Here is a 13381-nt window from a genome sequence, read left to right on the forward strand (position 1 = left end):
ATGCCCACCCAGTTCACCCGACGCAGCCTGATACGCGGCATCACCGCGGCGACCGCCGTCGCCTCCCTGGCCACCGGGCTCGCCGCCTGCGGTGGCAACAGCGACGCGGCCACCGCCACCGACAGCGCCAAGTCCGGCGAGGTCGTCATCGGACGTGTCTCCAACGGCGCCGCCACCCAGACCACCATCAAGGTCTCCGAGGTCAAGTCCATCAGCGCCGAACTGCCCGCCGCCGTCAAGAAGAGCGGCAAGCTGGAGATCGGCATCGGTGCCCTGCCCGCCGGGTTCCCGCCGCTGGCGTACGTCGGCAACGACCAGAAGACCCTCACCGGCTCTGAGCCCGACCTCGGCCGCCTGGTCGCCGCGGTGTTCGGTCTCAAGCCCGAGGTGAAGAACTCCACGTGGGAGAACCTGTTCGTCGGCATCGACAGCGGCAAGGTCGACGTGGCCTTCTCCAACGTCACCGACACCGAGGAGCGCAAGAAGAAGTACGAGTTCGCCTCCTACCGGCAGGACAACCTCGCCTTCATCGTGCCGAAGAAGAGCACCTGGAACTTCGACGGCAACTACGAGAACCTCGCCGGCAAGACGATCGCCGTCGCCTCCGGCACCAACCAGGAGAAGATCCTCCTCGAGTGGAAGGACAAGCTGGCCAAGGAGGGCAAGAAGCTCACCGTCAAGTACTTCCAGGACAGCACCAGCACCTACCTGGCCCTGAACAGCGGCAAGGTAGACGCCTCCTTCGGCCCCAACCCCGGTTTCGCCTACCACAACCGTCAGGTGGCCAACACGCCCAACGCCACCCGCACCGCGGGCACCTACTCCGGCGCGGGCGCGAACCTGCAGGGCCTGATCGCGGCAACGGCGAAGAAGGACAGCGGCCTGGCCAAGCCGCTCGCCGACGCCATCAACTACCTGATCAAGCACGGTCAGTACGCCGAGTGGCTCAAGGCGTACAACCTCTCCAACGAGGCCGTCGCCAAGTCCGAGGTCAACCCGCCGGGCCTGCCGCTCGACAACTCCTGACCACCGTGCGCCGGGGACTCCACCGTCGCCCCGCGATGGAGTCCCCGCGCGCTGGACACCCCGAGCCGCACCCCGGAGACCGCCACACCATGTCCGTCACCACCCTCGACACCAGTTCCTCGCACATCCTGGACAACCCCGCCTGGGCCGCGCTCACCGGCCCCCACGCCCACTTCGCCGAACGCATCGGCCACGCCGCTCGCTATCACCAGGACGTGGCTCCCTTCTACGCCGTCTCCGACGAGGACGACCCGCGCGCCTGGGCCGACCTCGCCGCGCTCGTCGGCCCCGGCGGCACCGCTTCGGTGCGGGGCGTGACCGAGGCGGCGGAGGGCTGGGAGGTCGTGCGCACGGGGCACGGCGTCCAGCTCGTGGACACCGCCCTGCGCGCGGAGCCCGACCCCGAGGCCGTACGGCTCGGGACCGACGACGTGCCCGAGATCCTGGACCTGGTCGCCCGCACCGAGCCGGGCCCCTATCTGCCCCGCACCGTCGAACTGGGCACCTACCTCGGCATCCGTCACCAGGGCCGGCTGATCGCCCTGGCCGGCGAGCGGCTGCACCCGCCCGGCTGGACGGAGATCAGTGCCGTGTGCACCGACCCCGCCCACCGCGGCCGGGGCCTGGCCACCCGGCTGGTCCGCGCGGTCGCCGCCGGCATCAAGGAGCGAGGCGAACGCCCCTTCCTGCACGCCGCGGCCACCAACGCGAACGCGATCCGGCTGTACGAGTCGATCGGCTTCACCCTGCGCCGCCGTACCGTCTTCTCGCTCGTCCGGCACACCGGAGCCGCCGCGCTGGAAGAAACGGCATAGCCGTGCCGTTGTCCTTGTCGAAGGCGATTGTTCGGACCGCTCGGACGGAGGTGCGACACGTGACACGTGTACTCCGTGCCGTGCGCCTCCACTCCCGGCCCCACATCGACCTGCAGCGCGTGGCCGGCGCGCTCTGTAGCTCCTGACCCCGTTTCCCCAGCGCCGTGCGCCCCGATTCCCGCGGGCCGGCGATCTCGTACGGACCTCCAGGAAGGCCCCTTGTGTCCTCAACTCCCGCTTCCCACCTGCACCTTGCCGTCGCCCTGGACGGCACCGGCTGGCACCCCGCCTCCTGGCGCGAGCAAGTGGCCCGCCCCCTGGACCTGTTCACCGCCGGCTACTGGGCCGACCTGGTCGCCGAGGCCGAGCGCGGTCTGCTCGACTTCGTCACCTTCGAGGACGGACTCGGCCTGCAGTCCTCGCTCCCCCAGTCTCGACTTCGCTCAACCGGGGGGACCCCCATCGGCGAACTGGACGGCCGCACCGACCAGGTCCGCGGCCGCCTGGACGCCGTGCTGATCGCGTCCCGCATCGCACCTCTCACCCGGCACATCGGCCTGGTGCCGACTGTGGTCGCCACCCACACGGAGCCGTTCCACATCTCCAAGGCGATCGCCACCCTCGACTACGTCAGCACCGGCCGCGCGGGCCTGCGCGTCCAGATCAGCGCCCGCCCGCACGAGGCCGACCACTTCGGCCGCCGCACCTTCCCGCCGATCAGCCTGGAGGAGTTGCAGACGCCGGCCGGGCAGGAGCGTCTCACCGATCTGTTCGACGAGGCCGCCGACTACGTCGAGGTCGTGCGTCGGCTGTGGGACAGCTGGGAGGACGACGCCGAGATCCGGGACGTGGCCACCGGCCGCTTCGTCGACCGGGACAAGCTGCACTACATCGACTTCGAGGGCCGGTTCTTCAGCGTCAAGGGCCCGTCCATCACCCCGCGCCCGCCCCAGGGCCAGCCGCTGGTCACCGCCCTCGCCCACCAGACCGTCCCGTACCGGCTCGTGGCCCGCCAGGCGGACGTCGGCTACGTCACCCCGCACGACGCCGAGCAGGCCCGCGCGATCGTCGCCGAGATCCGTGCCGAGCAGGAGACGGCCGGGCGTTCCGGCGAACTCCTGCACATCTTCGGTGACTTGGTGGTCCTCCTCGACGACGACCAGGGCGCCGCCGAGGACCGACGCGCACGGCTCGACGCCCTCGCGGGCGAGCCGTACACCAGCGACGCCCGGATCTTCACCGGAACTCCCGCACAACTCGCCGATCTGCTTCAGGAGTTGGCGGCGGAGGGGCTGAGCGGCTTCCGGCTGCGGCCCGCCGTCGCCGGACACGACCTGCCGGCCATCACCCGGGGCCTCGTCCCCGAACTCCAGCGCCGGGGCGCCTTCCGCACCGCCTACGAAGCCGACACCCTCCGCGGCCTGCTGGGCCTGCCCCGTCCCGCCAACCGCTACGCTGCAGCGACCGCCTGAGCCGGAAGGACCCGCACCGACATGACCAGCAAGCCACTGAAGCAGATCCATCTGGCCGCGCACTTCCCCGGCGTCAACAACACCACCGTGTGGAGCGACCCGGCCGCCGGCAGCCACATCGAGTTCAGCTCCTTCGCCCATTTCGCGCGCACCGCCGAGCGCGCCAGGTTCGACTTCCTGTTCCTCGCCGAGGGCCTCAGGCTGCGCGAACAGGGCGGGAAGATCTACGACTTGGACGTGGTCGGCCGCCCCGACACCTTCACCGTCCTCGCCGCGCTTGCCGCCGTCACCGAACACCTCGGCCTGACCGGCACCATCAACTCCACCTTCAACGAGCCCTATGAGGTGGCCCGCCAGTTCGCCAGCCTCGACCACCTCTCCGGCGGCCGCTCCGCCTGGAACGTGGTCACCTCCTGGGACGCCTTCACCGGCGAGAACTTCCGCCGCGGCGGCTTCCTGCCACAGGAGGACCGCTACTCCCGCGCCAAGGAGTTCCTGGCCACCGCGAACGAGCTCTTCGACTCCTGGCACGGCGACGAGATCCTCGCCGACCCGGCCACGGGCGTCTTCCTGAGGGACGCGAAGGCCGGATCCTTCGTCCACAGCGGGCAGCACTTCGACATCCACGGCCAGTTCAACGTCCCACGCTCACCGCAGGGCCGCCCGGTTATCTTCCAGGCCGGCGACTCCGAGGAGGGCCGCGAGTTCGCCGCCTCCTCCGCCGACGCCATCTTCAGCCGCCACGCAACCCTGGAGGGCGGCCGGGCCTTCTACACGGACGTCAAGAACCGCCTCGCCAAGTACGGCCGCCGCCACGACGAACTGCTCATCCTGCCCGCCGCGAGCTTCGTCCTCGCCGACACCGACGAAGAGGCCGGGGAACTGGCCAAGGAGGTGCGCCGCCAGCAGGTCAGCGGGGCCACCGCCCTCAAGCACCTGGAGTTCGTCTGGAACCGGGACCTGTCCTCCTACGATCCCGAGGGCCCGCTGCCCGACATCGACCCGGACGTCAGCGCGGACCACATCTCCAAGGGCCGCGCGCAGGTGCGCATGTACCGTGACCCGCTGGCCACCGCCCGCGAGTGGCGCGAGCTGGCCGCGGCCAACAACTGGTCGATCCGCGACCTGGTCATCGAGACGGGCAACCGCCAGAACTTCATCGGCTCCCCGGCGACCGTGGCCAAGACCATCAACGAGTACGTCCAGGCGAACGCGAGTGACGGCTTCATCCTCGTCCCGCACATCACCCCCACCGGCCTCGACGACTTCGCCGACAAGGTCGTACCGATCCTGCAGGAACAGGGCGTCTTCCGCACCGACTACGAGGGCCCGACCCTCCGCCACCACCTCGGCCTCACCCACCCGGACGATCTGCGGGGCGAGGAGCGGGTGGCGTCGTGAAATTCCTCGCCATCACACTGATCGTGCACCGTCCGGATCCCATCACCGGGGTACAGAAGTCGACCCACGACCGCTTCCGCGAGGTCCTCGACAACGCGCTGCTCGCCGAGGAGCTGGGCTTCGACGGCTTCGGCGTGGGGGAGCGCCACGAGCGGCCGTTCATTTCCTCCTCGCCGACCGTCGTACTCAGCCATGTGGCCGCCCTTACGAAGCGGATCCGCCTGTTCACGGCCGTCACGACGCTCAGCCTGCTGGACCCGGTCCGGGCATACGAGGACTACGCCACCCTCGACCACCTGTCCAACGGGCGCCTCGACCTGATCATCGGCAAGGGCAACGGCGCCGCCCAGCGCGACCTGTTCCACGTCACGCCCGAGGACCAGTGGGACCGCAACGCCGAGAGCTACGAGGTCTTCCGGAAGATCTGGCGCCAGGACAAGGTCACCGCCGACACCCGCTTCCGCCCGCCGCTGACGGACGCCGAGGTGTGGCCGCGGCCGTATCAGCGACCGGTCCGGGTCTGGCACGGCAGCGCGACCAGCAAGGAGTCGGTCGACCTGGCCGCCCGCTACGGCGACCCGCTCTTCTCGGCGAACGTCACCCACCCCATAAAGCCATACGCCGAGCTGATCCGCCACTACCGCGAGCGCTGGGAGCACTACGGCCACGACCCGGCGCAGATCACCGTCGGCGCGGGCACGGCGGGCATCCACGTCGCACCCACCTCCCAGCAGGCCCTCGCCGCATACCGGCCGGTCTTCGAGTCCAACCTGGCCTTCTTCAAGCAGGCGGGCCTGCCGGTCGTCTTCGAGACCCTGGAGGACTTCGTCGAACGCAGCTCCGCTCTGATCGGCAGCCCGCAACAGGTCATCGACAAGGTGCACCGCTACCACGAACAGTTCGGCCACACCGTGCTCCACCTGCACGCCGACGCGAGCGGGCTGACGGAGTCCCAGCACCGCGCCTCCCTCGAGCTGTTCCAGTCCAAGGTCGCCCCCGTGCTGCGCCGCGAGATCCCGGACCCGCCGTTCGTATGGGGACCCGTGCATCCGGCCCCACCGCTCACCCAGGAGTCCGTCCATGTCTGATATTGCCCTCGGCGTTCTCGACCTGGTCCCGATCCCCTCCGGCTCGACGGCAGCCGATGCCCTGCGCAACTCCATCGACCTCGCACAGCAGACCGAGCGCTTCGGATATGCCCGCTACTGGTTCGCCGAGCACCACCTCAATCCGGGCGTGGCCGGCACGTCCCCCGCAGTCGTCCTGGCCCTGACCGCATCCGCCACCTCCACCATCCGGCTCGGCTCCGGGGCCGTGCAGCTCGGGCACCGCACGGCGCTGTCCACCGTGGAGGAGTTCGGCCTGCTCGACGCACTGCACCCGGGCCGCTTCGACCTGGGCCTGGGCCGCTCGGGCGGCCGCCCGCCGGGACAGCCGGCCGCACCGTTGCCGACGGCGACCCCGGTTCTCGACGGCCGCACCCCGAACGGCCTGTTGATCCCGCCCCGCTTCTCCTTCGAGCATCTGCTCGGGTCACCCCGCATCGCGCTGCAGCGCAGGCTGCTTCTACTGCCGGGCGCCGAGTCACAGGACTACGCGGAGCAGATCGACGACATCCTCGCCCTGCTCGCCGGCACCTACCGTTCCCCGGAGGGCGCCGAGGCGCACGTCGTGCCGGGGGAGGGCGCCGATGTGGAGGTGTGGATCCTGGGCAGCAGCGGTGGTCAAAGCGCCGCTGTCGCCGGCCGCAACGGTCTGCGGTTCGCGGCGAACTACCACGTCAGCCCGGCCACGGTCCTGGAGGCGGTGGACGGTTACCGGTCCTTCTTCCAGCCTTCCGAGTTCCTCGACAAGCCGTACGTCAGCGTCTCGGCGGACGTCGTCGTCGCCGAGAACGACGCCACCGCCCGCGACCTCGCCGCCGGCTACGGCCTGTGGGTACGCAGCATCCGCACCGCCGAGGGCGCCATCGAGTACCCGACGCCTGAGGAAGCGCGGACCCACACCTGGACCGACGAGGACCGGGCCCTCGTCCAGGACCGCCTCGACACCCAGTTCGTCGGCTCACCGGGTCGGGTGGCCGACCAGCTGGAACAACTCCAGGAGGCCACGGGCGCGGACGAGCTGCTCATCACGACGATCACCCACGACCACGCGGACCGGGTCCGTTCCTACGAACTGCTCGCGGAGGATTGGCGCCGACGGGGACACTCCTTCCAGCCGAGCTGATGCTCGGGAGTATCCCACCGACCGGCTGCACGCGACGCTTCGGCGCGGCCCGCCTCGTCACCGCGCCGACAGCGGAAGACCTTATTTGCACGCATTTCCTCGGCTCCGCCGGGCAGCCATGCGGGCGCTCCGCGCCCTGCACAGAACAGACACGGCGACGCTCCGCGTCGCAACCACATGAGGCGATTCCTCCCCGGCGTGACCACCGGGGCATCCTCGCCAGAAGCGGGTGAAGACAACCATGCTGAGACGACCTCGTGTCCGTCCTTCGCCGAGGCTCTCCGCTCGCGGCCCAGCGCCTCGACTTCGATCCCGACATCGAGGTGCTTGAACCGCTGGACGCACGCGACGACTTGGCCGAGCCGGGCGCTCGCACAGCCGCCCGGTACCGGTCAGCCCGATGCCAGGCCGCGGAGGAGCAGAGTCAGCGACTGTCGCGGGCTCTGTCTCGCGGTGTCGACGACGACGCGCTCGCGTTCCCACGGCTCGTACTCCCGGTCGACGACCTGCGGCCAGTCCGGCAACGGCAGGTCCGGAATGTCGACGGACCGTGAGGTCACGCGGAGCCGGTGCTCGGCCTGGTCGGAGCAGACCACCTCCACCTCGAGGACAGACACACCCGCCCCGACGGCCGTGGCCCGCCAGGCGTCACGCGTCACGCGCAGCGGGTTGACCGACTCCGCGATCACGGTCAGCCCCTGCCGCAGATGTTCCTCGGCCAGGGCGTATCCGACGACGTAACCGGCCGGTCCGACGGGGTGCTGTGCCAGCCCGGAACGGACGATCGCCTGCTCGATGGTGTCGACCCGCAGATGCACCGCACCGATCCGGGCCGCCAGGAGACGGGCGAGGGTGGTCTTGCCGGTGCCGGGCAGGCCGCCCATGACGATGAGCACAGGATCACCCCTCCGTCAGACGTCGCGAAGAAGCGCCGTACCCCTGGGCGTTGCGCACGAAGAGCTCGTGCAGGTCGCGGACCGCCCGCGGAACGGAGCCGGAATGGCGGCGCTGCAGTACCAGCAGTACGTCGGTCGCATCCCCCGCGAGCGGCCGCACAGTGATCGCGCCCCGTCGTTCCAGCGGGTCGCCGACGACGCTGAAGTCGGGCAGCACCGTGGCCCCCAGCCCCTCGGCCACCATCAGTTTGCCCATCTCCGCGCCGTCGGTGGAGTACGAGAAGGACGGAGTCCGGCCGCGCAGCAGCCGGTGCACGAAACGGTGCATCACATAGCCGGACCGCATCACGACCAGCGGCTCGGCCAGAAGACTGTCCGCGTCCACCGCATCCAGGGCCGCCAGCGGACTGTCCGGACGCACGCACACCACCGGCCGGCCGCAGAGCAACTCCGTCGTCTCGAAGCCGGGTGGCATGTCGTCGCCCCGGAGGTAGTTCACCAGCCCCAGGTCGAAGGCGCCCTCCAACAGCCCGCGGTGGATGTCGGCCTGCTGCGCGCCGACCAACTCCACCTGGGTGACGGGGTGCGAGGCCCGGAACTCGCGCACGGTCGGGATGACCAGCGGCACGGTGGCCGTGTTCACCGTCCCGAGCCGGACCATGCGGCTGATGCGGTGCTGGTCGCCGGCCGCGCCGCGCAGCCGGTCGACCGCGTCCAGCACGCTCATGATGTGCGGCAGCAGCTCGCGTCCGTCGTCGCTGATCTTCGCCCCGGACCGCTTGCGCTCCAGCAGGTCCACGCCGAGCTCGCGCTCCAGATTGCGTACGGTCTCGCTGAGCGCCGGCTGGGACAGGTGCAGTTCCTCGGCGGCGCGCCGCAGCGAACCGAGCCGTGTGACGGCAGCGATGTATTCGAGCTGTTCGATACGCACGAACAGGAGACTGCGCCCTCTCGGGACCGGGTTCAAGGGAATCCCTGTCACAACCTCGTGAATACCGACTCTCACCATGTGGAATCACATCCGGGCATTCTTGACCGGCCGGACTCCCTCCTGGTTCGATCGATGGCATGAAGCGACAGGACCTCACGCGGCGACGCCACGTCGACCTTGCGCGTGTCTCCAGCGCCTTCTGTCGCTGTCGAGCCTGAGCGCACCTGAGGGAAACCCTCCCACCCGCTCCCTCCGTGACTTCCTTCCGTGAATTCCGGTCCCGGCTTGTTTCCGTCGTGACGACGGATTTCCCGGATGCGCCGCTCCAGCGTGCCTGAATTCCACGGAGCTCATTCGTCCTGCCCGCGCAGCATTCTCCTGCCAGGAGTTCCCGTGTCCGCATCCTCCGCACACCCCGGATCCGACCCCGTCCGCTTCGCCTACTGGGTCCCGAACGTCAGTGGCGGCCTCGTCACCAGCACCGTCGAGCAGCGCACCGACTGGGGCTACGACTACAACCGCGAACTCGCCGTCCTCGCCGAGAACAACGGCTTCGACTACGCGCTCAGCCAGGTCCGCTACATGGCCAGCTACGGTGCCGAGTACCAGCACGAGTCGACCAGTTTCAGCCTGGCCCTGCTGCTCGCCACCCAGCGACTCAAGGTCATCGCCGCCGTGCATCCCGGCCTGTGGCACCCGGGCGTCCTCGCCAAGCTCGGCGCCACCGCCGACCACTTGTCGCACGGCCGCTTCGCCGTCAACGTGGTCAGTGGCTGGTTCAAGGGCGAGTTCACCGCGCTCGGCGAGCCCTGGCTGGAGCACGACGAACGCTACCGGCGCTCCGAGGAGTTCATCCGCGCTCTGCGGAAGATCTGGACCGAGGACCACGCCGAACTCGCCGGTGACTTCTACCGGTTGCGCGACTTCTCCCTCAAGCCCAAGCCGCTGAACACCCCCGAGCGCCCGCACCCGGAGATCTTCCAGGGCGGCAACTCCACCGCCGCCCGCGCCATGGCCGGCCGCGTCTCCGACTGGTACTTCTCCAACGGCAAGGACTTCGACGGCGTCACCGAGCAGATCCAGGACGTCCGTGCCTCCGCCGCCCAAGCGGGCCGTACCCCGCCGAAGTTCGGCCTCAACGGCTTCCTTATCGCCCGCGACACCGAGGCCGAGGCCCGTGAGACTCTCCGCGAGATCGTCGCCAAGGCCGACACCCAGGCCGTGCACGGCTTCCGCGACGCAGTCCAGCAGGCCGGTCTGTCCACCGGCGACGGCAAGGGCATGTGGCAGGACTCCACCTTCGAGGACCTCGTCCAGTACAACGACGGCTTCCGCACGGGCCTGATCGGCACCCCTGAGCAGATCGCCGAGCGGATCGTCGCCTACAAGCGGCTAGGCGTCGACCTCTTCCTCCTCGGCTTCCTGCACTACCTGGAGGAGGTCGAGTACTTCGGCAAGCGGGTGCTGCCCCTGGTACGCGAACTGGAGGCACTGGAAGCCGAGTCCGAGCCCGCCGCCGCACACGCCTGACCGCGGCCCGCACACGAAACGACGAACCGAAAGGTCCTCCCATGGCCACCGTCCTGTCCGTCTCCGGAAGCCCCTCCGCCACCTCCCGCACCGCTCGGCTGCTGCGCCACCTGGACGAGCGGCTCGTCGCGCAGGGGCACGAGGTGATCGCGCTGGACGTTCGTACCCTGCCTGCCGAGGCGCTGCTCGGGGCCGACTTCGGTCACCCGGCGATCGTCCGGGCCACCGCCCTGTTCGAGCAGGCGGACGGGGTGGTGATCGGTACCCCCGTCTACAAGGCCGCTTACTCCGGGCTGCTGAAGTCCCTGCTCGACCTGCTGCCGCAGTACGCCCTGGCGGGCAAGACGGTCCTCCCGCTGGCCACCGGCGGCAGCACCGCCCACGTCCTGGCCATCGACTACGCCCTGCGTCCGGTCCTGTCCTCCATGGGTCCTGCGCACATCACGCCGGGCTGGTTCACCCTCGACAAGGACATCACGGTGGGCGAGGACGGCACGCTGACCGTCGCGCCGGGATCGGCCGAGGCGCTGGCGCAGGTCACGGACCAGTTCTCGGCCGTGCTGGGCGGCCGGACGACGCTGCTGGCGGCCGCCGGATGAGCGCCGCGCACGTCATCGCGGACGACGCCGAGGCCCTTGCCGTGGCCGCGGAGCTGGCCGCGGACTTCCGCAAGGGGGCCACCGAGCGGGACGCGCGGCGCAGGCTCCCGCACGCGGAGCTGGAGCGGCTGTCCGCCTCCGGGCTGCTCGCCGTCACCGTGCCCGCCCGGTTCGGCGGCGCGGACGTCCGTGCGGACACGCTCGCCGAGATCTTCCGACTGCTGGCCGCCGCCGACGCCAGCCTGGCCCAGATCCCGCAGAGCCACTTCGTGTACGTGGGCGTGCTGCGCCGGCAGGGGACCGACGAGCAGCAGGAGTTCTTCTTCGGCGAGGTCCTGGCGGGCAGGCGGTTCGGCAACGCACAGTCCGAGGCGGGCACCCAACACGTCCAGGACATCCGCACCCGCCTCGCCCGGCTCCCGGACGGGTCGTACGTCCTCGACGGCGTCAAGCACTACTCCACGGGCGCGCTGTTCGCCCACTGGATCCCCGTCCTCGCCCGCACCGAGGACGACACCCTGCAGGTGGCGTACGTACCGCGCGACGCGCCCGGCCTCACGGTCGTGGACGACTGGGACGGCATGGGACAGCGCACCACCGCCAGCGGAACCGTCCGCCTGGAGTCGGTGCCCGTGCCCGCCGACCGCGTCGTGCCGCACCACCTCACGTTCCAAGGCCCGCAACTCCACGGCGCGGTGGCTCAGCTGCTGCACGCGGCCATCGATGCCGGGATCGCCTCCGGGGCGCTGGCCGAGGCGGTGGAGTTCGTCCGTACGAAGAGCCGCCCCTGGTTCGAGAGCGCCGCCGAAGGGCACGCGACCGCCGCGGAGGATCCGCTGCTGATCCAGCGGTTCGGCGAACTGGCGATCAGAGAACGGGCCGCCCAAGCGTTGCTCCGCGAGGCCGCCCGCGCGGTAGACGACGCCCGCGCCGATTTGACTGACGACTCGGCCGCCGAGGCCTCGATCGCGGTGGCCACCGCGAAAGTGACGGCGGCCGAGGCCGCCGTGGAGGTCGCCAGCGCCCTGTTCGAGGTCTCCGGCACCCGCTCGGCGCTCGACTCCCTGGGCCTGCACCGCCATTGGCGCGACGCGCGCACCCACACCCTGCACGACCCGGCCCGCTGGAAGGTCCAGCACATCGGCCGCTACGTGCTGGGCGGCACCAGGCCGCCCCGCCACGGCCTCCTCTGACGAACGCTGACGAACACCGATCGGAGCCCCCACGTGTCCCTCACCTTCCACTGGTTCCTGCCCACCAACGGCGACAGCCGCCACGTCGTCGGCGGCGGCCACGGCACCCCCGCCACGGAGTCCGGGCGCGACCGGCCGCCGACGGTCGCCTACCTGAGCCAGATCGCCCGCGCCGCCGAAGACCTGGGTTTCGTCGGCGCGCTCACCCCGACCGGCGCCTGGTGCGAGGACGCGTGGCTGACCACCGCCATGGTCAGCCAGCACACCGAACGCCTGAAGTTCCTCGTCGCCTTCCGCCCCGGCTTCGTCTCGCCGACGCTCGCGGCCCAGATGGCCTCCACCTTCCAGCGGCAGACCGGCGGACGGCTCCTGCTCAACGTCGTAACCGGCGGCGAGAGCCACGAGCAGCGGGCCTACGGCGACTTCCTCGACAAGGACGCCCGCTACCGCCGTACCGGAGAATTCCTGGAAATCGTCCGGGGGCTGTGGCAGGGCAAGACCGTCGATCTGCACGGCGAGCACCTCCAGGTCGAGGACGCCAGGCTCGCCCGGCTGCCCGACCCCGTTCCCGAGGTGTACTTCGGGGGCTCCTCGCCCATCGCGGGAGAGGTCGCCGCCAGGCATGTCGACGTCTACCTCACCTGGGGCGAGCCGCCGGCCCAGGTCGCCGAGAAGATCGCCTGGATCAGAAAGCTCGCCGCGCAGGAGGGTCGCAGCGTCCGCTTCGGCATCCGGCTGCACGTCATCACCCGCGATACCTCCGAGCAGGCCTGGGCCGAGGCGGAGCGGCTGCTGGCGGGCTTCGACGCGGAGACCGTGCGGCGGGTCCAGGCCGGGCTTGCCCGCAGTGAGTCGGAGGGCCAGCAGCGGATGCTGGCCCTGCACGGGGGCGGGAGCGGGGACGGGCTGGAGATCCATCCCAACCTGTGGGCGGGCATCGGCCTGGTGCGCGGCGGCGCGGGCACGGCTCTGGTCGGCAGCCACGAGGAGGTCGCCGAGCGGATCAAGGAGTACGCGGCCCTGGGCATCGAGGAGTTCATCTTCTCCGGGTATCCGCATCTGGAGGAGGCGTACTGGTTCGGCGAGGGCGTGCTGCCGAAGCTTCAGGCGCAGGGTCTGTGGCGGCACCCGTACGGGCAGCAGGTGGCCCCCGCCGCCCAGGTCCCCTTCGCCGGTGCCGGGACCGCGTGATGACCTAGGCGCTGTTTCTCGGATCTCCCTCCGCGAGTGAGGTGTTGGGGGCAGGCTGACTGCATGGGACGCGGAGACCTGACGAACGCAGAGTGGGA

The 13381-nt window shown here is 70.4% G+C and carries 14 protein-coding genes; 12 read left to right on the forward strand and 2 right to left on the reverse strand.

All coding sequences use genetic code 11. From position 1 onward, the window contains the following. The 7 genes from ACZ7L1_RS32075 (at position 1) to ACZ7L1_RS32105 (ending at position 6943) form a co-directional block, all read left to right on the forward strand. Positions 1–1026 (forward strand): transporter substrate-binding domain-containing protein, encoded by a 1026-nt coding sequence (locus tag ACZ7L1_RS32075; protein WP_471442172.1) that lies wholly within the window; start codon positions 1–3, stop codon positions 1024–1026. Positions 1027–1115: 89 nt separating this feature from the next. Further along, positions 1116–1841 (forward strand): GNAT family N-acetyltransferase, encoded by a 726-nt coding sequence (locus ACZ7L1_RS32080; protein ID WP_471442174.1) that lies wholly within the window; start codon positions 1116–1118, stop codon positions 1839–1841. Between the two features lie 80 nt (positions 1842–1921). Continuing rightward, a complete protein-coding gene (locus tag ACZ7L1_RS32085; RefSeq protein ID WP_471442198.1) occupies positions 1922–1987 on the forward strand; it encodes a putative leader peptide in 66 nt (21 codons plus the stop codon). A gap of 75 nt (positions 1988–2062) precedes the next feature. Further along, positions 2063–3313 (forward strand): LLM class flavin-dependent oxidoreductase, encoded by a 1251-nt coding sequence (locus tag ACZ7L1_RS32090; protein WP_471442176.1) that lies wholly within the window; start codon positions 2063–2065, stop codon positions 3311–3313. Between the two features lie 21 nt (positions 3314–3334). Then, on the forward strand, positions 3335–4714 hold the full coding sequence (locus ACZ7L1_RS32095) for an NtaA/DmoA family FMN-dependent monooxygenase (RefSeq protein ID WP_471442178.1): 1380 nt from the start codon (positions 3335–3337) through the stop codon (positions 4712–4714). Further along, positions 4711–5802 carry an LLM class flavin-dependent oxidoreductase gene (locus tag ACZ7L1_RS32100; protein ID WP_471442180.1) on the forward strand — a complete coding sequence of 364 codons (1092 nt, stop codon included), beginning with the start codon at positions 4711–4713 and terminating at the stop codon, positions 5800–5802. The genes ACZ7L1_RS32095 and ACZ7L1_RS32100 overlap by 4 nt, the downstream gene beginning before the upstream one ends. Continuing rightward, the gene (locus tag ACZ7L1_RS32105) at positions 5795–6943 is read left to right on the forward strand and encodes an LLM class flavin-dependent oxidoreductase (protein WP_471442182.1); all 1149 of its coding nucleotides are present in this window, start codon (positions 5795–5797) and stop codon (positions 6941–6943) included. The genes ACZ7L1_RS32100 and ACZ7L1_RS32105 overlap by 8 nt, the downstream gene beginning before the upstream one ends. A 392-nt stretch (positions 6944–7335) precedes the next feature. On the opposite strand, the gene ACZ7L1_RS32110 is transcribed toward ACZ7L1_RS32105, so the two are convergent. Together ACZ7L1_RS32110 and ACZ7L1_RS32115 are read right to left on the reverse strand one after the other, a co-directional pair. Continuing rightward, the gene (locus ACZ7L1_RS32110) at positions 7336–7839 is read right to left on the reverse strand and encodes a P-loop nucleotide/nucleoside kinase family protein (RefSeq protein WP_471442184.1); all 504 of its coding nucleotides are present in this window, start codon (positions 7837–7839) and stop codon (positions 7336–7338) included. A 4-nt stretch (positions 7840–7843) separates the two neighbouring features. Continuing rightward, positions 7844–8770 carry a LysR family transcriptional regulator gene (locus tag ACZ7L1_RS32115; RefSeq protein ID WP_471442186.1) on the reverse strand — a complete coding sequence of 309 codons (927 nt, stop codon included), beginning with the start codon at positions 8768–8770 and terminating at the stop codon, positions 7844–7846. A gap of 137 nt (positions 8771–8907) precedes the next feature. On the opposite strand from ACZ7L1_RS32115, the gene ACZ7L1_RS32120 reads away from it, so the two are divergent. From ACZ7L1_RS32120 to ACZ7L1_RS32140, 5 genes are all read left to right on the forward strand, one after another. After that, positions 8908–8988 carry a putative leader peptide gene (locus ACZ7L1_RS32120; protein WP_361690182.1) on the forward strand — a complete coding sequence of 27 codons (81 nt, stop codon included), beginning with the start codon at positions 8908–8910 and terminating at the stop codon, positions 8986–8988. Between the two features lie 175 nt (positions 8989–9163). Further along, complete coding sequence (sfnG, locus tag ACZ7L1_RS32125; protein ID WP_471442188.1) at positions 9164–10300, forward strand: dimethylsulfone monooxygenase SfnG; 1137 nt, start codon at positions 9164–9166, stop codon at positions 10298–10300. 41 nt (positions 10301–10341) lie between these two features. Next, the gene (gene ssuE, locus ACZ7L1_RS32130) at positions 10342–10899 is read left to right on the forward strand and encodes an NADPH-dependent FMN reductase (RefSeq protein WP_471442190.1); all 558 of its coding nucleotides are present in this window, start codon (positions 10342–10344) and stop codon (positions 10897–10899) included. Further along, on the forward strand, positions 10896–12092 hold the full coding sequence (locus tag ACZ7L1_RS32135; RefSeq protein WP_471442192.1) for an SfnB family sulfur acquisition oxidoreductase: 1197 nt from the start codon (positions 10896–10898) through the stop codon (positions 12090–12092). Before ssuE ends, ACZ7L1_RS32135 begins: the two co-directional genes overlap by 4 nt. 33 nt (positions 12093–12125) lie before the next feature. Beyond that, the gene (locus tag ACZ7L1_RS32140; protein WP_471442194.1) at positions 12126–13283 is read left to right on the forward strand and encodes an LLM class flavin-dependent oxidoreductase; all 1158 of its coding nucleotides are present in this window, start codon (positions 12126–12128) and stop codon (positions 13281–13283) included. The last annotated feature ends 98 nt before the right edge of the window (positions 13284–13381 follow it).

The sequence above is a fragment of the Streptomyces sp. NPDC107546 genome, from assembly GCF_055639175.1.